Source organism: Altererythrobacter sp. GH1-8, assembly GCF_043702085.1.
GTDB lineage: Bacteria > Pseudomonadota > Alphaproteobacteria > Sphingomonadales > Sphingomonadaceae > Erythrobacter.
The window spans coordinates 898,867-920,276 of record NZ_CP171690.1 but is presented as its reverse complement, the minus strand read 5'-3'; the positions used below and the strand labels follow the sequence as shown (position 1 = coordinate 920,276).

Genomic DNA, 21,410 nt, shown 5'->3' with positions numbered 1-21,410 from the left:
CGAAACCTGCCCGATCCATGCTGTGACCGAATGACTTGATGCAACCGAGACCGCACCCTTCACCGAAGGTGTTGTCTGGCCTTGGGGCAAGCGCTCTGGACAAGGGTGGGTCCAAGCCTCTAGCGGCGTTGCTATGTCAGCATTCAAGGAAGGCGATCCAACGACGCTCAGCCGGCTATACGGGCGCAGTCAGGGCAAGCCCCTGCGTCCGCGCCAGCAGGGCCTAGTCGACAACCTCTTGCCGCAGATTTCTGTGCCTGCAGAGGGACCGGTCAGCGCAGAAGTGCTGTTCGGCGAAGATTGTCCGCTTCACTTCGAAATCGGCTTCGGTGGAGGCGAACACCTCGCTTACCGCGCAGACTTGCTGCCCAATCATGGCTTCATCGGGGCGGAGCCATTCCTCAATGGCGTTGCGCAGGCACTCAGCCATATCGAAGACGGTCGGCTAGCCAATGTCAGGCTGTTCCATGGCGATGCAATCGACGTGCTGAAGCGTCTTCCCGATTGTTCGCTGACGATGATTTACCTGCTCCATCCGGATCCCTGGCCCAAGAACAAGCACGCCAAGCGCCGGATGATGAATGATGGCCCGGTGCAATTGTTCGCGGCCAAGTTGAAGCCCGGCGGAGAGCTGCGCTTCGGGACTGACCACGCCGTCTACCTGCGCCACGCACTCATGGTGATGCAACGATTTACCGATCAATTCGAATGGGTCGTGAAGGACCGTTCGAGCTGGGAAATTCGCCCTTCAGGCTGGCCGGAAACCAGATATGAACACAAGGCGCGTACCGTTTACAATCACGAGGTGTGGTACTTTCGCTATCGGCGCCGCTAGCCTGCGAACAGTCCGCGAAGCACGCTGGTTTCGAGCGCATAATGTCCTGCAAGAGCGCCCACAACGACGCTGGCAAAGCTCCTCGTCGGCTTGAGATCGCGTCCTTCGTACAAGGCGCTTTGCGCAAGACCCGGCCAATCAGCTTCGACCATCGGGCCCTTACCTAGCGCGCCGCCGAGCAGCAACATCGCTGACGCGGTGCCATGATCGGTCCCTTGCGTCCCGTTGACCGCTGCCGTGCGCCCGAATTCGGTTGCGACGATGACCAGCGTGTCCGACCATGTCTCGCCAAGGCCGGACTTGAGACCGAGCAGCAGCTGGTCGAGCCCGCGAAGCTGACCATTGAGCCGCCCAGGCTGGTTGGAATGGGTATCCCAACCTCCGGTTTCGATCATCATAAGCCGGGCGCCATCGGCTGGCGCCATCAGCCTTGCCGCAAGTTCGCCCAGCTGTGCGCCATTGCGGCCATTATTGCCGGCGAGGTCGCCTGCAAGGTCCTTGGTCTTCATCGCTTCGGACCACAGCGGAGCCAGCAATTGATCCTCTTCATAAAGAGCGGACAGGCGCAGCAACAGGTCTTCATTCGCATCCGGAAGCCGGCTTGGCATGAAGGTCGCAACGGACTGATCCCCGCGCATGGCGAGAGGCACAGACGGAGCAATCGCAAGCGCACTGCCCGACTGATCGGGCAAGGCGCGGCGCAGGCGCCCAAGCCAGCCCGTCGGCTCGGCATAGGGCCGCGCTCCTCCGCTTTCGAGCACATTTTGCCCATCAAAGTGCGAACGGTCCCGATAGTGTGTCGCAACCGCATGAATGGCCCGCGCTTGCCCTTCGGCAAACAGCTTGCGCGTTTCGCTTAGCGCCGGATGCAGGCCAAACAGGCTTTCGAGCGGCAGCGCATCCTGGTCCATGATTGATCCCCGCAAACGGACGAGGTCGGGATCGCCCAGCGGCGGGATCAGGGCAAGCCCGTCTGCCGCACCTCTCTGAATGATGAAAACCAGCCGCTTGTCAGTCTGGGCATTTGCAAAGGCAAGGCCTGGAAAGCTGACAACTGCGCCAGCAAGCCCGGCCCCTTTGAGCAAGTGACGGCGATTAAGGGATAGCGTCATCGAATCACCTCTGCAGAAATTCGGGGCTGGAAAAAAGCACGGCCATGCCCGTTGCTGGCTGCTCGGCGCGGGCAATCGCAAGCCTGGTATTCTCACTCAACCCATCGGGTATAGCGTTAGCCGCTACTTCGCGCGGATCGAGCCTGTCGCCGATCCGGCCTGCGATTTGCTGAGCGACTTCGACCCGCATCATCAGTGCCCCTGGTCCGGCCCATGTCTCGGTCCTGTCACCCCAGCCAGCCGGGCTGCCGGGCATCCATATACCCTGCCCCAGCTGCATGAAGACCGGCACCGCGCCGCGTTGGCCGGGCAAGCGATCAGCTCCTGCGGACCGAAGCATCGCGATCGCCCAATCCCACGGACTGCGGAACTTGAGCGAGCTTGCATCCCAGGCTTCCGGTGAGTCCACGAGCGCCTGATATACCGCTGGCAGATCGCCATCAGACTGGAGGTAGGCCCGCTCCAGCCGCGCGACCATCGTCTCAGGCGGAGAGTCAGCGGCAAAGTGGCGCGCCAGCTTCGTCGCAATATGCCGAGCAGTCTTGGGCGAGCGGGCAAGATCAGCCAGTATTGCGGCCGCCTGCTCGCGGCCGGTCTCAGCATAATTTTTGCCGAGAATAGTCCGAGCGCCCGGTTCGTGCATCGCAGCGATGAACCGCGTTTCACCCGGCTCCCCCTCGACCAGCCGGGCAAAGCGCCCTCGCGCCATACCCGCCACGGTCCAGCCAGTCAGCGCTCTTGCCAGTTCTGTAACGTCCTGCTGACTGTAGCCGGTACGCACACCGAGCGTATGCAGCTCAAGTATCTCGCGGGCGAGATTTTCATTGAGACCTAGCGCACGGCCATTCCCGCCCCGGCGCTGGGCAGAGCGCTGTCCCAGCGGACTGTTCGGCCCGACCGACTGCGCCTGATCGAGGTAGAGCATCATCGCGGGATGGGTGATTGCCGCGATCAGTAAGTTACGGAAATTACCCATGATATACGGGCGGATCGCATTAAATTCGTAATTACCTGCGAGCGGAACGACAGGCTGCTTATCTGCCGACACGGCGAAATGATTGGACCAGAAGTGGACCAGCCTTTCGGCGAACGGCGTGTCAGTCTGCAGCGCGGAGGAAATCCGTGCATTGCCTGCCCTGATGAGTTCCTGTCTCAGCGGATTCATGCCGCCGCCAGCCCGGTCGCGAAGACGCTGTCGAGCAGGATCGGTCGTCTGCTCATCAGACATGGCTGGCTCTGCCATTTCCATCATCGCTTCAGACGACTGTTCAGACTGCCGGTTTCGCTGGCGGCGAACATCTGCGCGATAGTCCGCAAATGTCGTGATCAGCGCTGCGCGTGTGGGCAATCCATCAAGCGCCTTTGGGGCGGGATCATAACGGCGCAGCTGATCGATAACCCAGCCGCGCGGATCGCTACCTACGCGCTCATCTGGACGCGCTCCGAGGCCAAAGCGATGCAGAGCCAGAGTCTGGCTGCCAAAACGAACCAGCGATTCTGCCATGCGAAATCTCCTTACGACGCACAGCTTAGCGCGAAGCGAACAGCAATGGTGTCGCGGTTTGTATCATTTGGTTGCTGAACGCAGCAAAACTGCCTTAGCGTCAGGCTGCAGGGTTCTCGAAACTGAAATCGACCATGATCTCGCTCGAAATTGCCTCCAGCGCGGCCTGGCCCTCCTCCGGCGTCACACCATCTGGCAGGATCGCGAGCACTTCAGCGCGGAAGAGATGCTCACCGCCCCATGCGCCCATTTCCTCACCGCTGGAGAGGCTTTCGATATTCGCCCCAAGATTTGCAAGCACTGCGCTCACTTCCTTGATGATGCCCGGCCGGTCTTGCCCGACCAGTTCAAACAGCAGCAGACTGCCCGCCGTTTCACCATCGCTCTCAGCCGGAAAGATACGAACTTCGAGCCCGCCATCAATCCTTGCAATCGCTTGCTCAAGCAATTCGCGCTTCGAGGTATCGATCTCGACCAAAACCGAACCGACATACAGCCCGCCCAATCGGCTGAGATGGCCTTCCTTCCAGTTGCCATCTGCCGCGAGCACGGCCTGCGAAAGTTCCGAGGTTAGGCCGGGCCGGTCGCTGCCGGTAACGGTGAGTACAAATCGTGCATTGTCGCTCATGACTTACCCCACTACTCCAGCGCTTGCGAGAACAGCCAGTGTCAGAACATCGGGTGCAATCGCTGTCATTGGCACGATCTGAACTGGCTTTTCCATGCCGATCAACATCGGGCCGATCGTCGCATTCCCAGCCAGTTCGCGCAGCAGCTTGGCGGACAGGTTGGCTGATTGTAGCCCCGGCATGACAAGCACGTTAGCCGGACCAGACAGGCGGCTGAACGGGTAGAGCTTCATGACAGTCGGGTTGAGTGCTGCATCGGGGGCCATTTCGCCTTCATATTCAAAGCCTGGCTCTTCCGCATCGAGGATCGCCACCGCTTCTCGGATGTTGTCGAGCCATTGTCCGGGAGGATTGCCGAAAGTCGAATAAGACAGGAATGCGACTCGCGGCTCATGCCCCATGCGGCGCGCCACGGCTGCCGTTTCCTTAGCGATATGGGCGAGTTGTGTGGATGTGGGTCGCTCGTTAATGGTGGTGTCGGCGAGGAACGTCGTGTGGTTCTTCCCGATCATCATGTGGATGCCGAACGGGATCGCCCCTGGCTTGGGATCGAGCACCCGGTTCACTTCGCGCGCGCTTTGCGCAAAGGTGCGCGTAAGGCCGGTAATCATCGCATCGCCATGCCCAAGGGCAACGAGCAGTGAGGCAAAGGTGTTGCGGTCTTGATTGACCATTCGGCGCACATCGCGCTCGGTGTAGCCTTTGCGCTGCAGGCGATTGTAGAGATAATCGACCATCGCCGGCACATGCTCGGAGGTCGCGGAGTTCTGGATTTCAAAGCTGCCTGGATCAGACACTGAAAGCTGATGCAGCTTGTCCACCACTGCCTTGGTCCGACCTACAAGGATCGGCGTGCCATAGCCAAAATCGCGATACTGGATCGCCGCGCGCAGGACGACCTCTTCCTCTGCCTCCGCAAACACGACCCGCTTGGGATTAGCCTTTGCTTCCTCATAGACCCGCGTCAATGCGCTGGTCGTAGGGTTGAGGCGAGCCTTCAGTGCATGGCGATAGGCATCGAGATCAGCAATCGGCGCCAGCGCAACGCCCGAATCCATCGCTGCCTTCGCCACTGCAGAGGAAACGACCTCCATCAAGCGCGGATCGAACGGCGCAGGGATAATGTAGTCGACACCGAACTTGTGGTTCTGGCCATAGGCCGCAGCGACTTCTTCTGGAACCCGTTCGCGCGCCAGTTCGGCGATCGCCTTAGCCGCCGCGATCTTCATCTCTTCATTGATCGTGGTGGCCTGCACATCGAGCGCCCCGCGAAAGATGAAGGGGAAGCCCAGCACGTTGTTGACCTGGTTGGGAAAGTCGCTTCGCCCAGTGGCGATGATCGCATCAGGTCTAACCGCCTTGGCTTCGTCCGGCATAATCTCAGGCGTTGGATTGGCCATCGCAAAGATAATCGGCTGCTTGGCCATCTTCGCGACCCATTCGGGCTTGAGGGCGCCGGCCGCTGAAAGCCCAAGGAAGATATCCGCCCCTACCAAGGCCTCTTCCAGGCTTCGCGCATCAGTTGCCACCGCGTGCGCGCTCTTCCATTGATCGACATTCTCACGACCCGGATAGATCGGCCCGGCGCGGTCGCAAACGATCACATTCTCATGACGAACGCCCAGCGCCTTGATCAGGGCGGTACACGCCAGCGCTGAAGCGCCCGCGCCATTCACCACCATCTTGCAGTCCTTGAGCTCGCGCCCAGTCAAATGCGCGGCGTTGATGAGGCCGGCCGCAGAAATGATTGCCGTGCCGTGCTGGTCATCGTGCATCACCGGAATTTTCATCCGCTCGCGCAGGGCCTGCTCGATGATGAAACATTCAGGGGCGGCGATATCCTCCAGGTTGATGCCGCCAAAGCTCGGCTCCATCAAGGCCACCGCTTCAATGAATTTCTCAGGGTCTTCGGTCGCAAGCTCGATGTCGATCGAGTCGACGTCGGCGAAGCGCTTGAACAGCACCGCCTTGCCTTCCATCACCGGCTTGGAAGCAAGCGCACCGAGATTGCCCAGCCCCAGGATCGCGGTGCCATTGGAAATGACCGCAACGAGGTTGGACCGCCCGGTGTAGCGCGCAGCATTGGCCGGATCTTCCGCGATCGCTTCGACAGGGGCGGCAACACCTGGCGAGTAGGCGAGGCTCAGATCGCGCTGAGTCGCCATCGGTTTCGAGGCGATGATCTCGATCTTACCTGGGCGGATAGTCTCATGATAGAACAGTGCCTCGCGCGTCGTGAAGCTAACCGGTTCTCGTTCGTTTTCGTCCGCCAAGCGGCTTCTCCTGATCTGTACAAAGCGGCCTCTACCCGCATGCTCGCGCAAACGATAGGGGAAAGGCACCGGGTTTCGACTCCCGAATCGCCCCTTTCGAAGCTAGTCCGGTGCCATGTCCGCGCAGTATGCGACCAAATCCACGCCTATGATGGAACAATATCTTGGCCTTAAGCAAGAGGCTGAGGATTGCCTGCTGTTCTACCGCATGGGGGACTTCTTCGAATTGTTCTTTGACGATGCGAAGACAGCCTCTGCGGTGCTGGACATTGCCCTAACGTCGCGCGGCGAACATGGCGGAGAGCCCGTCCCAATGTGCGGCGTCCCGGTCCATTCTGCCGAGGGCTATCTTGCGCGACTGATCAAGGCGGGCTGCCGGGTCGCGATTGCCGAGCAGGTTGAGACGCCTGAGGAAGCCAGGGCGCGCGCAAAGCGCGAAGGAACACCTTCATCGAAAGCGCTGGTCAAACGCGACATCGTTCGTTTCGTCACTGCAGGTACGCTCACGGAAGACGCGCTGCTCGAACCACGTAGGGCGAACCTCCTGGTGGCGTTGGCCGACGTTCGCGGCACCATCGGCATTGCCAGCTGCGACATTTCGACAGGCGCGATGCTGCTGGAGGAGTGCGCCCCGGCCGGTCTTCCCGCCGTGCTTGCAAGGCTGAGTGCAAGTGAACTGGTTGTTCCGGATAACTGGGACCATGAGGCTGGCGAGACGATCATACGCGATGCATCGGATTTTTCCAGCGAGCTAGGCCGCGCCCGGCTTCACGCGATCCACGGGGTCGCAACGCTTGACGGCTTTGGCGATTTCTCGCGCGCCATGCTCGCGGCCGCCGGCGGTCTCATTGCTTATATGGAGCATGTCGGGCGAGGCAATCTACCACTCCTCTTGCCGCCATCCTTGCGCAGTTCCTCGCAGATCATGGCCATGGATGAAGCGACCCGGAGCAGCCTGGAAATATTGAGCAGCCAATCCGGTGGACGCGAACACAGCTTGATTGCCACGATAGATCGCTGCTCGACAGGGGCAGGCGCTAGGCTGCTCGCCGAGGATCTATCCGCACCCTTGGTCGACCGTGCAGCGATTGAGGCTCGGCTCGCGCTCGTTCAGTGGTTGCATGATGATCCGCTGACGCGGGCTGAGTTGCGCGAGAAACTGCGCGCACAGCCTGACTTCGCCCGCGCATTGGGTCGGCTTGCGGCAGGCCGCGGTAGCCCGCGCGACCTGGGGCAGATCCGCGACGGCCTTGCAGGTGCGCAGGCAATCCGGGATTTGCTCGGGCAACGCCGGGATCATCCCGCTTTGCTCTCTGAACTTATGCCGAGATTGACTGGCCATGGCGCGCTGGTCGATGAGTTGACCCGAGCACTCGTTCCTTCCCCGCCAACCGAACGCTCAAGCGGCGGCTTCATTGCAGAAGGCTATGACGCGGCGCTGGACGAATTGCGAGCGATCTCTGGCAATTCGCGCCGTGCGATCGCGGCGATGGAATCTCGCTATCGTGATGAAACCGGAATCGCCTCGCTCAAGATCAAGCATAACGGCGTGCTCGGCTATTTCATCGAAGTACCCAGTCGCCATGGTGATGCGCTGATGGGGCAAGACAGCGGCTTTACCCATCGCCAGACAATGAAGGGCGCGGTCCGATTCAACTCGGTTGCACTTCACGAAGAGGCTACCCGCATTGCAGAGGCCGGCGGGCAAGCGCTGGCCGCCGAGGAAGCCCATTTCGAGCGGCTTTCGCAAGTGGCGGTCGATGCGCGGCAAGCGATTGCTGCAACCGCGGCCGCGATCGCGCGGATAGATGTCAGCGCAGGACAAGCCGAGCGTGCGGCGGAAAGCGGGTGGTGCAAGCCGGAAATGAGCGAGGACACGTCGCTCGACATTCGCGAAGGCCGCCACCCGGTTGTTGAAGCGGCTCTGGCCAAGTCGGGCGAGCGCTTTGTGGCCAATGATTGCGGACTGTCTGCAAGTGACCGGCTGTGGCTGATCGGCGGGCCTAACATGGGGGGCAAATCGACCTTCCTGCGGCAGAACGCGTTGATTGTGCTTTTGGCACAGGCGGGCGGCTTTGTGCCTGCGGCTGGTGCCCGCATTGGCCTTGTCGATCGCCTGTTCAGCCGCGTCGGCGCGTCTGATAATCTCGCTCGTGGGCGCTCCACCTTTATGGTCGAAATGGTTGAAACGGCAGCCATTCTGGCTCAGGCGAGCGAGCGCAGCTTTGTCATTCTCGACGAAGTCGGGCGCGGCACGTCAACTTATGATGGCCTGGCGCTTGCCTGGGCAGTCGCCGAAGAGGTTCATTCGCAGATCGGGTGTCGCTGCCTGTTTGCAACGCATTATCATGAGCTTGCTCGCTTGTCCGACAGCTGCGAAGCGCTCTCGCTGCATCACGTCCGTGCGCGCGAATGGAAAGGAGACCTGATCCTTCTGCATGAAGTTGCAAGCGGGGCAGCGGATCAGTCCTATGGCCTCGCCGTTGCGCGGCTTGCAGGTGTGCCCGCCAATGTGGTCAGTCGCGCCCGCCAGGTGCTTGCAAAGCTTGAACAAACCCGATCAGAGACGGGAGGTCTTGCCGCTGGGCTGGGCGGCCTTCCCCTGTTCGATGCCGTCAAGACAGATAAAGAGGACACACAGAGCCCTGGCGAGGACTTGCTTAACGAACTTTCAGAGCTCGATGTCGACGCCTTGTCACCTCGCGAAGCTCTCGACCATCTCTATGTGCTGACGAAGAAGGCAAAAGCTACGAAGCGTTAACCTTGAGCCGATATGCCAGGCATCATGGCGACAGGCATTTTCAAAGGCCCGAAAGGCGCGCTGATGTTCATGGGCATGACCCTTGGAAGCGTAGTCTTGCTGGTAGGCACTGAAGAAGACGAAGGCGCGCTCGTCATGGCTGCCGATGAGCTTGGCCGCGAGACTGCAGATTCGGGTAGTCGCGATGCGTCACGCTTGCCAGTTCCACCACCACCTCGCCCGATTCGACGACCCGAGTCGACTGAAGATGACTCGGCGTTTTTCGCCGAAGAAGAAGAACTACTCGATGATACGTCCGGGTTTGACCCGAGCCCTGAACCGATCGTACCTTTCGACAATCCAGCCGCTGACAGTGGCGCCACGATTGTAGAAAGCTATGGCGAAATCGAGCAATTCTGATTCCAATCAGCTCGCAGAACAACGCACAGATCTGGCTGAAGATCGCACTATCATGGCGATGGAGCGAACCTTCGCCGGTTGGATGCGTACTGCATTCGCGGCGATAGGTATCGGCCTCGCATTCCGTGCAGTTTTCGGCGAATTCGAACCACCGTGGCTTGCTAGAGCCATCGCGACCGCATTTGTACTGCTTGGGGCAGTGGTTGCTTACACTGCCGAACGCCGCGCGACCGCGACATTGAAGCGTTTGACGCCCAATGAAGTCGATACGCCTGATCGTCCGAGTATCCGTTGGATCGGATGGAGCGTATCCGCAGGCGCAGTCCTGCTAGCGGTCGCTTTCTGGATCCTGCATGACAATGGCCCGTTCGGGGGCTGAACTAGCGCGTAGGAACGGGCGCTTCCCCAGTGTAGTCGTAGAAACCACGGCCCGTCTTGCGCCCCAACCAGCCGGCCTCGACATATTTCACCAGCAAGGGCGCAGGGCGGTATTTGCTGTCACCCGTCGTCGCATACAGCACCTTGATGATCTCGAAGCAGGTGTCGAGCCCGACGAAATCGGCCAGTTCCAACGGGCCCATCGGATGGTTGAGACCAAGTCGGCAACCCTTGTCAATATCCTCGATATTGGCGGTCGACTGGCCCAGCACGAAGATCGCCTCGTTAATCATCGGCAGCAGAATGCGGTTGACTACGAAGCCAGGCTCGTCCTGGCTCAGCACGACTTGCTTGCCAAGACCCTCGGCAAAAGCAGTAATGCGATCCGTGGTTTCCTGCAGGGTCGCAAGGCCAGGGATCACTTCGATCAATCCCATGACCGGGACTGGATTGAAGAAATGCAGGCCGATAAAACGCTGCGGGTCAGGCGAGTAATTCGCCATCCGCGTAATCGGAATCGAGCTGGTGTTGGAGGCCATGACCGCATCGCCTGCGAGGACCTTGCCAACCGCCTCGAATATGCTCTTCTTGATCTCTTCGCGTTCGGTTGCCGCTTCAATGATCAGGCCGGCATCAGCCATTGGCGCGTAATTTGCGACTGGTGTGACGCGCGCGAGGATGGCCTCTGCCTGATCGGCTTCAAGCTTGCCGCGGCCAACCAGCTTGGTGAGCGCCTGGTCGATCTTGTCCTTGCCAGCCTCGGCATGTGCGAGGTCAAGATCGGCAAGAAGAACCTTCATGCCGTGCTGCGCGACCGTCTGCGCGATACCCGTACCCATCTGGCCTGCGCCAATAACGCCTACTGTTTGCATAAACCCGTCCTTCGCACTCGCAGCATGTCTTATCGCCGCGCCTGTTAGCGGGCAGAGATGGGTCTGGCTAGTGGCTTGGACTTCAACGGTTCGCGCCGGGGATCCACCTTACATCCGCTGCACCATTCTCGTTGAGAACACGCGCCAACACGAAGAGGTAGTCTGATAAGCGGTTGATATAGGCCAAGGCTGCGGGATTGGTCGGCTCTGCTGCTGCGAGCGCTGTCATCGCGCGCTCTGCCGCGCGGGTACTGGCGCGAGCAACATGCGCTCGGGCCGCAGCTTCGCTGCCACCTGGCAGGACAAAGCTGGTCAGAGGCTCAAGCGACTCATTTAGAGCGTCGATGGCATGCTCTAGCCAGTCGACCTGAGACTTCACAATACGCAAGGTCATCTCGCCGGGTTCGAAATTGCTGTCCGTCGCAGGGGTCGCAATGTCAGCCCCAAGATCGAACAGATCGTTTTGGATGCGAAAAAGGCTGTCAGCATGTGCGCCGCTCCCGAGCGCGGCAGCAGCCAGACCTATCGCAGAGTTTGCTTCATCGACCTTGCCAATAGCTTCGATGCGCCGGCTGCCTTTGGCGACACGCGATCCATCGACTAGTCCTGTCGTTCCGTCATCACCAGTCCGCGTGTAGATCTTGTTGAGCTTGACCATGGGGAGAAAAGCGCGTCAGCGTGAAAACGCGAGGATGATGGCAACGACGACAATCGCCAGCGCCTGATACTTGATGCGGGCGAACATCGCCTTGTTCTGCATCAGCTGCATTTCTGGCACGGTCTCGCCTTCGCCGCTTTCCAGGTCGATCCTGGTCGTCTTCAGGAATGCAACGACCCCGCGGATCAGTGAGACGACCACGAAGATGCACAGAATGATGAGGATAGGTATGAGGATGTAATTCATGACAAGTATCTAGGCTTTCTCGAGCGAAATGCCAGCCGGCAAATTTTGCGACCGCAGTTGTTCTGCAAGCAACGATCCGTCCTCGCCTGCGTTCCGAAGATCAGCGAGGGAAGCCGAGCCACGACGCTTTGCAAGCTTCTTGCCCTCCTCGTCCAGCAGGATCGGATGGTGATGCCAACGCGGCACCGGCAGCTCGAGCAAGGCCTGCAGCAAGCGATGAATATGCGTTGCCTGAAACAGGTCTCTGCCTCGCGTAACCAGTGTTACGCCATCCGCAGCATCATCAAGCGTAGCAGCGAGATGATAACTCGCGGGCAAGGCTTTGCGAACGAGGATCACATCGCCGAAGATTCTCGGATTGCCGATTTGCTCGCCGGCCAGTTCGTCTTGCCACATGAGGTTTCCTACCCGTTCCGCCGCACGTTCGACATCAAGCCTCCAAGCGACGGGTTTGTCAGCATCGATCGAGGCGCATTTGCATGTCCCCGGATAGATTGGGCCCTCAGGGCTATGCACGCTCGCCGATTCTGCAATTTCGGCCCGGGTGCATTGGCAGGGATAGAGCAGCTTCATCTCTGCTAGACGGTCTGCGGCAGCGCGATAGCTTTGAATCCGGGTCGACTGAGCTGGTACCTCGTCCCATGCAAGCCCGAGCCATTCCAAATCGCGGCGGAATTCGTGAGCGAGTTCAGGTTTACTGCGTTCTCCGTCGATATCCTCGATGCGCAACAGGAATCGACCGCCAGCCGCTTGCGCCAGATCATGCGCGACAATCGCCGAATACGCATGGCCGAGGTGCAGATGTCCGTTGGGAGAAGGGGCAAAGCGTGTAACAATCATGGATGATCTCGCCTATGACATAACTGCAAAACTCTCGCGAGCATGCAATTACGCTGTGGAAAGGCATAGTGTCATGGGTTTGACTCAGAAAAGTGTCACGCCATGTTCGCATTCATCAGCAAGGGAGGCACGAAGGACCCGTGTTCAAAGCCGAACTGATTGAAAGAGCAGCGCGATTCCGCAGTGCGGATGATGATCCGACACGCAATCCTGATGCATGCCCGTCGCTCGTGCTCAACGCCGATTACACTCCGCTATCCTATTACCCGCTGAGCTTGTGGCCATGGCAGACTGCGATCAAAGCCGTCTTCCTCGACCGGGTCGACATCGTCGCAAGCTACGACCGGGAGGTGCACTCCCCTTCGCTCGACATGAAGATCCCGAGCGTCATTGCACTGCGACAATATGTAAAGCCAAGCGAATTTCCCGCTTTCACGCGGTTCAATCTGTTCCTGCGCGACCGTTTTCAGTGCCAGTATTGCGGCAGCGGCCAGCACCTGACTTTTGACCATGTCATTCCGCGCCGGATGGGCGGCAAAACGACTTGGGAGAACATCGTCACGGCCTGTGCGCCGTGCAACATGAAGAAGGGCGGCCGCACGCCAAAAGATGCACAGATGGGCTTGTTTGAAAAGCCGTTCCGGCCGACCAGCTGGCAATTACAGCAGCACGGGAAGGCTTTCCCCCCCGACTACTTGCATGAGACCTGGCGCGATTACCTGTATTGGGACATCGAGTTGGAGGAATAGCCACAGACCTAGGGGTGTTTTTCGAGATTCTTTCTCCATTCAGTCGCGACAAGAACGCCAAGTATGTCCAGATGGGTCTCCATGCTCACAATTTTGTAATGGTGTAGTTCAGGCCAGTCTCCGCCCTGATAGTCTGGTAATTCTTCTCGCCAGCTAGAGTTCAATACTCGGAGAAAGGGAAACCAGCCCTTTTGGCCAAGAATTCGTGGAGGGGCATCGAAATCTGCAATCAGTTTCTCGAAGAGTTCCACAAACTCTTCTTGAATGACGCAGGCTTGCACGCTCTCGAACTCCGCGCGTAAAACACTTTTGGCCTCGACAATTGGTCGTGCGGCCTTTTCGAGGTCCGAGATAATCTTGTCTAACTCAGGGGTCCCACTAGGGTCCGATGCCTGAACTGGCTCGTCTAAAACGACACTCGGGATCAAGTCGACTGAGAGGAATGTGCCATCCAGGTGAGCACGAACATTTCGGAGCGGAGCCTTGAGCACGTGCAAGTCGATTGCTGGCTCGAATGCCTTGGCCATACTGAGCCTACCCTTCAATCACCCGCGTTTCCGGGTGATGCTTGTCGAGATGCTTCTTGATAATCCGCAAGTTGCGCGTGTTGGAGCGGAACAGGAAGTCGGCCGCATCACCCACGACAGGTACCACGCCCACTGCGGCATCGAAAGCGACATTGGCGCCCATGCGCCACAGCTTCCACTTGGGCAGCCCGAGATTACGCGCTTCCCAGACGAGGTATGCGCCCATCGCGGTTGTAACGATATCACCCAGCACCGGAACAAGCCCGACAATCGCATCGAGCCCGACCGGCACGTTAATGCCGGGAATACGAAAGCTGCGTTCCAGCAGCATCTCCATCGCCTCGATCCGCTGGCGGACCGACTGTACATCCGTGCCGGTAGGCAATGAAAGACCGACGATCCGAGGCTCGTTCACGTCAGGCATCAGGCTCTCCTTTCCATACTAATTGGGATTGGCAGAGAGCGGAAACAAGGCGTGGAGGCCCCATTGGTTCTCCTGAAAGCCCGTCACGCCAGCACGCACAAGTGACCAGCGCACTGGCTGACCAAGCGGGATGAAAACCTGCTGCGCGACGAGTGCCTCCTGAGCTTCCGCATAAATCGTGCTCTTTGCCACCAGGTCGCGCGCTTCCAGAGCCTCTGTGACAAGTTCGTCCGCTTCTTGCGAGCACAGCCCGAATTCCAGCGAGCAATGGAACTGATTGAGAAACCAGCGCGGCGAATAATATCGCGCCAGCACATCGCGCATCACTAGGTCTGCATCAGCGCCATCGGACGCACGAACCGCATCAACCCCAATCCCGGACAGATCATCACGCAGTTGCTCGAACAGCAGATCGCTACCCGGGCCACGCGGCAACGCAATCGACACACGCGCAAGACCGTTTGCCTCAGCACCCGCAAGGCTGGTTTTCCAACCAGACACACGGCGGGCTGCAATCGCCCGGCGCTCTGCCAGTGTGAGGTTAGCCCAGCGCTCTTGCTGCGGGCCGTTAGCGCCAGCCATGGCCAGCGGATAAATCCAGGTTGAAGACTGCCAACCGCCAAAGTTGAACGGTTGCATCAAGTCCGAGCGATCAATCGCCATCGCGATCGCTTCGCGCAGTCCAGGATCAGACAATACGCCTCTCGCATGCATGACCTGGAGCCCCATCAGGCCAAGCGGCGCGTCAAGCCGCACCGTTCCAGCCGACAGAGGACCCGTGTCAGCAAGCGGCAAGTGTGCAAGGGTGCCGGCGAGAACCAAATCAACTTCGCCTTCGGCAAACAACTCAACCGCACGCTCAGCGGGGATAGCCTGGATCAATAGGGGGCGCGTGAGCGCTGCCCAATTCTGCCTTGCGGGAAGGCCCCTTGCCTCGGGCGGCAAGGCCGCCAGTTCGAGTTTGGTGCTGCCCGCATCCTCTGCCGGAGCCATCGGTCCGACGCCCCTACCATCACGGACGAAACCCATTTCCGGCTGTGCAAGCAAGCGTAGAAAATCAGGCATGGGGCTTTTCAGCTGAATTTCGATGACTCGGCCTGTCATCGCCCGGATCTGGTCAATCTTTGCCAAATCATGACCAAGCGCCGTCCCGCTCAGCTTGAGAATGTTATCCTGCAAGGCGTCACGAATGTCTTCTGCTGTGATGGGGTCGCCTGACGGCCAGTCTGAATCGCGCAAGCGAAAAATATAGCTCATGCCGTCATCGGTCACGATCCAACGCTCAGCGATAGCAGGCAGGATTTCACCCGACGGATCAAGCCCGACCAGACCTTCCGCCGTGGCACCGCGCACATGTTGTGCGGCTGCAGACAATTCTGCGGCATTGTCGGTTGCGATCGCAACATTGTCGCCTATGACCGCAATTTCGAGTGGCCCGCTAGCATCGGACCGGTCGCATGCTGCCAGCAAAGCCAAAGCTAGAAGGATGACACCAGATCGCATGCGGTCCTTGTAACAGGACGCATCGTTCTCGCCAGCGGGGAGTTGGGAATTTTTGCGCTCTGCTAACCCGAAGGTCCTGCATGCAAATGCCGAACTACGCTCCGCCTGTCTCGCTCTTGATACCGGAGAGGTCTACTTCGTTATCAAATGCGACGCCGAAGCGAGTCTGCTGAACCCAGGCGACAGTACCTTGCACTTCACCAGCCCCAGCAAGGTTGACGCGTATGTGGTGGCCGCGCACGACCGGAACCCGGCCCTCCCCCATCATGCCGCCAGCAGATAGATTGCGTACCTTGATGCGATGCGCACCCGGCTCGCTTTCGATCCATAAATCAGCAAGCAGGAAAAGGTTTTCGCGGGCCAGGTTGCGAGCGTCAGTCATTACCATCGCTTCTGCGCTCTCCAAGATTGACTACGAGCAAGACTACAAGCTGCTAATATGCAGACATTCAGAGCATTGTCTAAATGGTAGAACCTAAAGAAGCATTAACCTCGATTATCGCATGTGTGCATGCGACTAATCGTCGCGCGAGATCTTTTCCTTGCGTTCATGCGCTTCCTGGGCTTCGACAGTCATGGTCGCGACAGGGCGTGCAATCAGGCGCTTTAGGCCGATCGGGTCACCCGTGACCTCGCAATAACCATATTCGCCAGCATCAATCCGGCGCAGCGCTGCATCGATCTTGGCAATCAGTTTGCGCTGGCGATCTCGTGTGCGCAGTTCGATCCCCCAGTCAGTTTCGCTGGAAGCACGATCATTCAGGTCAGGCTCGCGGATCGGACCATCTTGCAAGGACTGCAGCGTTTGTCCTGCCGCCTGATGGATCGACTGTTTCCATTCCAGCAGCAACATTCGGAAATAGTTTTCCTGCTGCGGATTCATGTACGGCTCGTCCTCGCTCGGAACATAATCCGGCGCAAGGTCGCGCTTCACTTCTTTCAAAACTTTGTTGTCGCTTGCCGCAGTGGCCATGTGGTCCTCTCAAAAAATTCCCGTCAGACCGTGTCTCGTCCAACACCCCGCTTTTTGCGGTGGTGCAGCTCCTCTGCTGCGCGGGCCTATAGGCGGCGGACACAGGTGGCACAAGCCGATTTCTTGGCGGAATTGATAGCAGCAGTGGATTAACAAGCCTGGAATGAAGAAGGGCACTGCTTTGCCTGCAGCTTGAGACAGCAAACAAAAAAGGTGAACGCGTTAACTATTTGGTGACCATGTTCGGGCGACACCTTCGTCAAGCGGATCGGAAGGGGAACCCGACCGCAAACAACAAGGGGGCCGAAATGCAGTTGAACGAAATCAAGGCGCAAACAGGCAATGCAGCACCAGCGCAGGAAGAGAACCTCTTTATCGCGCAGTGCCTCGCCAACGCGGCGCATGGGGATATCACATCCTACTTTGATCTCGGTGTAGCCTATTCGACTGGTAGCCAGGGGGCAGAATGCGATCTGGTCGAAGCGCACAAATGGTTCAATCTGGCAGCTTCGAAAGGGCATGAAGAAGCTAGCTGGTGCCGTGCTGACATCTCCGATGAAATGACCGCACGTGAAATCGCCGAAGCGCAACGACGCGCGCGCGAATGGATGCGGCAGGAACGCAAAGCCGCCTGATGCAGTACGCGCTTATCCCTTCTTGAAAGGGGTCCTTTGATCGAGGAACATCTGGTCGGTCGCGATACCTTCACGTTCGCGTTCGAGAAAGTCTGCGACCGCGCGGCGGAAACCGGGATCGCCGATCCAGTGCGCTGACCAGGTCTGCTCAGGCTCATAACCGCGCACTAGTTTGTGCCCCCCCTGCGCGCCCGCTTCGACATGCTTGAGCCCGCGCTCGATCGCAATGTCGATGGCCTGATAATAGCACAGCTCGAAATGCAGGAAACGGATGTGCCGGGTGCAGCCCCAATACCGACCATAGATGGTATCGGGACCCACAAAATTGAGCGCGCCCGCAACCCACTCACCGTCCTGCTCTGCCATCACCAGGATCATGCTGTCCGCCATGGTTTGACCTAGCAGCGTGAACGCATCGCGGGTCAGATAGGGCGTACCCCATTTTCTGAGACCCGTGTCCTGGTAAAACACCCAGAACGCATCCCAATGCTCTTGTCTGATGTCATCGCCGCTGAGCCGCACTATCCGCACATCCGCTTGCGCGGCACTGCGTTCCTTGCGCAAGGCCCGGCGTTTGCGCGAGGCAAGCGCTCCGAGGAAGTCATCGAAATCCTTGTAACCGCGATTGTGCCAGTGAAACTGAATGTCACTGCGAGTGAGCCAGCCGCTTTGCTCGAACAACGGCAATTGTTCGCGGTCAACGAAGGTCGCATGAGCGGTCGCGATATCGCTGCGCTGACACAGGGTTTCGACCGCCTCCAACAGATGCGGCGCGAGCGCTTCGTCGCGCAACAGCAAGCGCGGCCCGGTGGCGGGTGTAAACGGAGCCGCGATTTGAAGCTTGGGATAATAGTGGCCGCCCGCGCGCTCCCATGCATTCGCCCAGGCATGGTCAAACACATATTCGCCCTGGCTATGATGCTTGACGTAGCTCGGCGTTGCCGCAGCAAGTCTGCCTTCAGCGTCCCTGATCACAATCGGGACCGGTTCCCAGCCTGTGCCAGGACCGACTGAGCCGGAATCCTCCATCGCGCTCAGGAATTCGTGCCGCATGAACGGATTATCGTTGTGATTGAGCGCATTCCATTGATCGCGGTCGAGCCCGCTCACGCCAGCTGCAATCTCGACGGTGTAGGCGGAGTCCGCAACACTCATGGAAGGCCGGCGCCTTCGCTGATTAGCGCATCGGTATGCTCAAGCGCGCGAGCGCGGGTTATCGGGGAATTCACCGTCCAGGTGAGGATTGGTAGGCCCCTGGCTCGCAGATTTGCAACCCAGCGGTTGGGCAGCGCGGCTATATGGTACGCAAGGAAATCCGGCTTTGCGATCAGCAAGGCCAGCCGCCTTTGCCAGGCTTGCTGAGTATAGCCATACTCATCCTCGCGCATGACGAGCCCGGCGCAGGTGTGCGGCGAATTTCGGCGAAACCAGCGCGCGACGCGCGGATCGAAGCTCATCACCGCGTGGTCGCCTGCATAGTCCGCAAGAGTGTCTGCAACTGCCTTGGAACTGCGCTCCACATCGTAGCCGCGCCTGGACTTGATTTCGATCAGCAACGGAACCTTGCCGTGGATAAGCCCAAGCAGCTCTTCCAGCGAGACGATGCGCTCGTTGCTCTCAAGATAGCGATATGTGCCGAGGGCCTCAGCGCTCATCGCGCCAAAATCGCCATGGCAGCCCGTAAGCCGCCCAAGATCCCAATCGTGGAAGACCATCGATACGCCATCCGAGCTGCGCTGGATATCGCACTCAATCCCCATCCCGCGCTCGATCGCCAGGCGCGCACCGAGCAACGAATTCTCTGGGACATCCTCGCCATGCAGCCCGCGATGAGCATATTCCCAGCGGGTGAGCCAGTCAGGAGCAGAGCGTTTCGCCAAGGCAGCTCAGTCTCCTGCCAAGGCGATGATCGCATCGACTTCGACGGCTGCGCCGAGCGGCAGCGAAGGCACACCGACGGCCGCCCGCGCATGACGGCCCGCTTCACCGAAGACGTCGAACATCAGCTCAGAGGCGCCGTTCGCAACCTTGGGCTGTTCGGTGAAATCGGGCGTCGAATTGACGAAAGCACCAAGCTTTACAATGCGTTCGACCCGGTCCAGTGGGACAAGCGCCGCCTTAAGCTGAGCCAGGATCATGAGCCCGCAAGCGCGTGCCGCGGTGATACCATCGTCCAGGCTAACATTTTCGCCAAGCCGCCCAGTCACCAGCTCTCCTGCGACAAAGGGCAGCTGACCTGAAACGTGCGCAAAGCCATTATGGACCACTACCGGAACATAGCTTGCTACAGGGGCTGCGGCTTGAGGCAATTCGATCCCCAACTGCTGCAAACGTGCTTCAATGCTCATGCCTTTTCCCTTTCCAATTGCCCCAAGAGCCACGGAAGTGCCTCACTCCATTGATCAATCCTCGCATGGGCATGGCCTGCTTCATGCGCGCAGTCGATATGAGGCGCGATCGTCGGCTCTCCGCACAGGTGCAAACGCGTAACGTGCGGCACCTCTTCTGCGACCGAGCGGTGATGCTGTGCAAGATCATCGATGAAAATCGCATGGGCGGGCGCGTATTCGTCTATGATCGCCTTAAGCGCGGGGCCCTTAGGGCCCTGATTGGTATAAACTTTTGCATTGACACCGTGCGATTTCAGTTGCTCGGCGCGATGGTCGCGGCGCTTGTCGACCAGATTGGTGAGGATCACCACGTCCGCCTCCTCACTTAAGCGATTGATGCCTTCCACGGCCCCGGCGATGGGTAGCTGGCGGTCCATCTGCGTGTCAAAGAACATACCCAGATAGCGCCAGATTTCATCGGGTTGCAGGACGTCGCCACTTTCACGCCAGCGCATCGCAGTCGCGAAATTATTTCCCTGCAAATGAAAGGAGATTTCCTGCCCCTCTTCCAGCCACTCCTTGAAGTGAGCAACCATGTGCAGGATCACTTCGTCACAATCGCTGATAATGAGAGGGCGCGTCATTCGTGTATTCCCCGGCGTAGATCAAAGCGGGCCGCGATAAGCTCTTCCGGCGTAACCGCAAGCGCCTCGGCACATTTTACCAGATCAGGTTCATGGTCAGCGAGAAAATCGAGTACCGCGAGCATCACTTGCGGATCATCAAGGCCGCTGCGTAAGGCATCGGGATCAAGCCCCGTGAGTGATAGCAGGCGCTCCGCGCGCGGTTGGTCGCTGCACGTCCAGCCGAGCGCCGCCAGCGCGAGCGCCATGGATGCCTGCTCACGCTGGCTTGCGTGATCCGTTTCATCACGAGTTTGTTTCAAGAGAATTGTCGCCGCCTTTGCCTGTGTTTATAGTCGTTCACTAACAGGGAGCATTCCAGCCAGTGTCAAAAAGAATATTGGTCGTCGAGGACAACGATTTAAACCGAAAATTGTTCTGCGACGTACTCAAGGCAAATGGATTTGAAGCGGAACCCTGCGCAGATGGGGCTGCGGCGCTGGACACTGCTCGCGCAAACATTCCAGACCTGATCATCATGGATATCCAGCTGGCCGATATCTCGGGAATTGATCTGATCGAGCAGGCGAAGGCTGACGCTACACTTTGCGAAGTGCCGGTGCTGGCGGTAACGGCCTATGCGGGCAAAGGCGATGAGGACCGGATTCGCGAGGCCGGTGCGGCAGGTTACCTGGCCAAGCCGATTTCGATCATGCCCTTCATGAACGCTGTCAAAGGCCTTGTGGAATAGCGCCGATCAATGGCGGCAAGGTCAGGTTCATGCCCCACAGGCAATCGCGCAAAACTTGACAAGCTGCATCTGTAACCGCTTTTCAGCCGTAATTGCGTGGCATCGCCCGCGCTCAAACATGATGAAAGGTTCCCACCTCTATGGATCGCGCCGAAATCGACGCAACAATTCGCTCGCTGATCGAGCCCTTCAACAAAAAGGGTGTCGAGATCACTGACGCGACCACATTCGCCAATGATCTCGAATTCGACAGCCTCACCGTTATGGATTTCGTCGCTGCGATCGAAGACGAGTTCGACATTATCATCAGCATGAACCAACAGGCCGAGATCGACAATTTTGGTCAGTTGATCGATGCTGTGAGCAAGCTGCGAGACAGCTAAGGAAC

Annotated in this window: 26 protein-coding genes; 8 read left to right on the top strand and 18 right to left on the bottom strand. The window is 58.9% G+C overall.

Translation table 11 applies throughout. The features are described 5' to 3' along the window. Window positions 1-133 precede the first annotated feature (133 nt). A complete protein-coding gene (locus ACG9DO_RS04535; RefSeq protein ID WP_394730538.1) occupies window positions 134-835 on the top strand; it encodes a tRNA (guanine(46)-N(7))-methyltransferase TrmB in 702 nt (233 codons plus the stop codon). Here ACG9DO_RS04535 and ACG9DO_RS04530 read toward each other — a convergent pair. The 4 genes from ACG9DO_RS04530 to ACG9DO_RS04515 all read right to left on the bottom strand — a co-directional run bounded on the left by ACG9DO_RS04530 (window position 832) and on the right by ACG9DO_RS04515 (window position 6,353). After that, window positions 832-1,947 (bottom strand): DUF1501 domain-containing protein, encoded by a 1,116-nt coding sequence (locus tag ACG9DO_RS04530; RefSeq protein WP_394730537.1) that lies wholly within the window; start codon window positions 1,945-1,947, stop codon window positions 832-834. The two genes, ACG9DO_RS04535 and ACG9DO_RS04530, sit on opposite strands and share 4 nt — an antisense overlap. Before the next feature lie 4 nt (window positions 1,948-1,951). Then, complete coding sequence (locus ACG9DO_RS04525; protein WP_394730536.1) at window positions 1,952-3,451, bottom strand: DUF1800 family protein; 1,500 nt, start codon at window positions 3,449-3,451, stop codon at window positions 1,952-1,954. A gap of 100 nt (window positions 3,452-3,551) precedes the next feature. Next, entirely contained in the window at window positions 3,552-4,079 is a 528-nt protein-coding gene (locus tag ACG9DO_RS04520) for a glycine cleavage system protein R (RefSeq protein ID WP_394730535.1), read from the bottom strand. A 3-nt stretch (window positions 4,080-4,082) separates the two neighbouring features. After that, entirely contained in the window at window positions 4,083-6,353 is a 2,271-nt protein-coding gene (locus ACG9DO_RS04515; protein WP_394730534.1) for an NADP-dependent malic enzyme, read from the bottom strand. Window positions 6,354-6,501: 148 nt separating this feature from the next. Between ACG9DO_RS04515 and mutS the strand changes: the two genes are divergently transcribed. The 3 genes from mutS to ACG9DO_RS04500 are packed head-to-tail and all read left to right on the top strand — an operon-like array spanning window position 6,502 to window position 9,892. Further along, window positions 6,502-9,114: a DNA mismatch repair protein MutS gene (gene mutS / locus ACG9DO_RS04510; RefSeq protein WP_394730533.1), complete on the top strand. Its 2,613-nt coding sequence runs from the start codon at window positions 6,502-6,504 to the stop codon at window positions 9,112-9,114. A 24-nt stretch (window positions 9,115-9,138) separates the two neighbouring features. After that, window positions 9,139-9,513: a hypothetical protein gene (locus tag ACG9DO_RS04505; protein ID WP_394730532.1), complete on the top strand. Its 375-nt coding sequence runs from the start codon at window positions 9,139-9,141 to the stop codon at window positions 9,511-9,513. Further along, complete coding sequence (locus tag ACG9DO_RS04500; RefSeq protein WP_394730531.1) at window positions 9,491-9,892, top strand: YidH family protein; 402 nt, start codon at window positions 9,491-9,493, stop codon at window positions 9,890-9,892. Before ACG9DO_RS04505 ends, ACG9DO_RS04500 begins: the two co-directional genes overlap by 23 nt. 1 nt (window position 9,893) lies before the next feature. Here ACG9DO_RS04500 and ACG9DO_RS04495 read toward each other — a convergent pair whose 3' ends face one another. From ACG9DO_RS04495 to gluQRS, 4 genes are all read right to left on the bottom strand, one after another. Beyond that, window positions 9,894-10,763, bottom strand: a complete 870-nt coding sequence (locus ACG9DO_RS04495) for a 3-hydroxyacyl-CoA dehydrogenase NAD-binding domain-containing protein (RefSeq protein ID WP_394730530.1) — start codon at window positions 10,761-10,763, stop codon at window positions 9,894-9,896. 82 nt (window positions 10,764-10,845) lie between these two features. Beyond that, window positions 10,846-11,421, bottom strand: a complete 576-nt coding sequence (locus ACG9DO_RS04490) for a cob(I)yrinic acid a,c-diamide adenosyltransferase (RefSeq protein ID WP_394730529.1) — start codon at window positions 11,419-11,421, stop codon at window positions 10,846-10,848. A 15-nt stretch (window positions 11,422-11,436) separates the two neighbouring features. After that, the gene (locus ACG9DO_RS04485; protein ID WP_394730528.1) at window positions 11,437-11,667 is read right to left on the bottom strand and encodes a hypothetical protein; all 231 of its coding nucleotides are present in this window, start codon (window positions 11,665-11,667) and stop codon (window positions 11,437-11,439) included. Window positions 11,668-11,676: 9 nt separating this feature from the next. Continuing rightward, a complete protein-coding gene (gene gluQRS / locus ACG9DO_RS04480; protein WP_394730527.1) occupies window positions 11,677-12,507 on the bottom strand; it encodes a tRNA glutamyl-Q(34) synthetase GluQRS in 831 nt (276 codons plus the stop codon). Window positions 12,508-12,647: 140 nt separating this feature from the next. Here gluQRS and ACG9DO_RS04475 point away from each other — a divergent pair, with 140 nt between their 5' ends. Beyond that, window positions 12,648-13,256, top strand: coding sequence for an HNH endonuclease (locus tag ACG9DO_RS04475; RefSeq protein ID WP_394730526.1), 609 nt, complete (start codon window positions 12,648-12,650; stop codon window positions 13,254-13,256). Window positions 13,257-13,264: 8 nt separating this feature from the next. Here ACG9DO_RS04475 and ACG9DO_RS04470 read toward each other — a convergent pair whose 3' ends face one another. The 5 genes from ACG9DO_RS04470 to dksA all read right to left on the bottom strand — a co-directional run bounded on the left by ACG9DO_RS04470 (window position 13,265) and on the right by dksA (window position 16,683). Further along, window positions 13,265-13,783, bottom strand: coding sequence for a hypothetical protein (locus ACG9DO_RS04470; protein WP_394730525.1), 519 nt, complete (start codon window positions 13,781-13,783; stop codon window positions 13,265-13,267). Between the two features lie 7 nt (window positions 13,784-13,790). After that, window positions 13,791-14,207, bottom strand: a complete 417-nt coding sequence (locus tag ACG9DO_RS04465) for a DUF4112 domain-containing protein (RefSeq protein WP_394730524.1) — start codon at window positions 14,205-14,207, stop codon at window positions 13,791-13,793. 18 nt (window positions 14,208-14,225) lie between these two features. Further along, a complete protein-coding gene (locus tag ACG9DO_RS04460) occupies window positions 14,226-15,710 on the bottom strand; it encodes an ABC transporter substrate-binding protein (RefSeq protein ID WP_394730523.1) in 1,485 nt (494 codons plus the stop codon). Between the two features lie 94 nt (window positions 15,711-15,804). Further along, the gene (locus ACG9DO_RS04455) at window positions 15,805-16,092 is read right to left on the bottom strand and encodes a PilZ domain-containing protein (RefSeq protein WP_394730522.1); all 288 of its coding nucleotides are present in this window, start codon (window positions 16,090-16,092) and stop codon (window positions 15,805-15,807) included. A gap of 135 nt (window positions 16,093-16,227) precedes the next feature. Continuing rightward, window positions 16,228-16,683 (bottom strand): RNA polymerase-binding protein DksA, encoded by a 456-nt coding sequence (gene dksA, locus ACG9DO_RS04450; protein ID WP_394730521.1) that lies wholly within the window; start codon window positions 16,681-16,683, stop codon window positions 16,228-16,230. A gap of 308 nt (window positions 16,684-16,991) precedes the next feature. Between dksA and ACG9DO_RS04445 the strand changes: the two genes are divergently transcribed. Beyond that, the gene (locus ACG9DO_RS04445) at window positions 16,992-17,318 is read left to right on the top strand and encodes a hypothetical protein (protein WP_394730520.1); all 327 of its coding nucleotides are present in this window, start codon (window positions 16,992-16,994) and stop codon (window positions 17,316-17,318) included. A gap of 12 nt (window positions 17,319-17,330) precedes the next feature. On the opposite strand, the gene ACG9DO_RS04440 is transcribed toward ACG9DO_RS04445, so the two are convergent. Genes ACG9DO_RS04440 through ACG9DO_RS04420 form a run of 5 tightly spaced genes read right to left on the bottom strand, consistent with a single transcriptional unit; the run spans window position 17,331 to window position 20,540 of the window. Next, window positions 17,331-18,473 carry a GNAT family N-acetyltransferase gene (locus ACG9DO_RS04440; protein ID WP_394730519.1) on the bottom strand — a complete coding sequence of 381 codons (1,143 nt, stop codon included), beginning with the start codon at window positions 18,471-18,473 and terminating at the stop codon, window positions 17,331-17,333. Next, the gene (locus ACG9DO_RS04435; RefSeq protein ID WP_394730518.1) at window positions 18,470-19,198 is read right to left on the bottom strand and encodes a glycerophosphodiester phosphodiesterase family protein; all 729 of its coding nucleotides are present in this window, start codon (window positions 19,196-19,198) and stop codon (window positions 18,470-18,472) included. The genes ACG9DO_RS04440 and ACG9DO_RS04435 overlap by 4 nt, the downstream gene beginning before the upstream one ends. A gap of 6 nt (window positions 19,199-19,204) precedes the next feature. Continuing rightward, the gene (locus ACG9DO_RS04430) at window positions 19,205-19,666 is read right to left on the bottom strand and encodes a RidA family protein (RefSeq protein ID WP_394730517.1); all 462 of its coding nucleotides are present in this window, start codon (window positions 19,664-19,666) and stop codon (window positions 19,205-19,207) included. Continuing rightward, the gene (locus ACG9DO_RS04425) at window positions 19,663-20,292 is read right to left on the bottom strand and encodes an HAD family hydrolase (protein WP_394730516.1); all 630 of its coding nucleotides are present in this window, start codon (window positions 20,290-20,292) and stop codon (window positions 19,663-19,665) included. The genes ACG9DO_RS04430 and ACG9DO_RS04425 overlap by 4 nt, the downstream gene beginning before the upstream one ends. Continuing rightward, a complete protein-coding gene (locus ACG9DO_RS04420; RefSeq protein WP_394731196.1) occupies window positions 20,289-20,540 on the bottom strand; it encodes a DUF3572 domain-containing protein in 252 nt (83 codons plus the stop codon). Before ACG9DO_RS04420 ends, ACG9DO_RS04425 begins: the two co-directional genes overlap by 4 nt. 116 nt (window positions 20,541-20,656) lie before the next feature. Between ACG9DO_RS04420 and ACG9DO_RS04415 the strand changes: the two genes are divergently transcribed. Both ACG9DO_RS04415 and ACG9DO_RS04410 read left to right on the top strand, forming a co-directional pair. Continuing rightward, complete coding sequence (locus tag ACG9DO_RS04415; RefSeq protein ID WP_394730515.1) at window positions 20,657-21,022, top strand: response regulator; 366 nt, start codon at window positions 20,657-20,659, stop codon at window positions 21,020-21,022. 140 nt (window positions 21,023-21,162) lie between these two features. Continuing rightward, entirely contained in the window at window positions 21,163-21,405 is a 243-nt protein-coding gene (locus tag ACG9DO_RS04410; RefSeq protein ID WP_394730514.1) for an acyl carrier protein, read from the top strand. Window positions 21,406-21,410 lie beyond the last annotated feature (5 nt).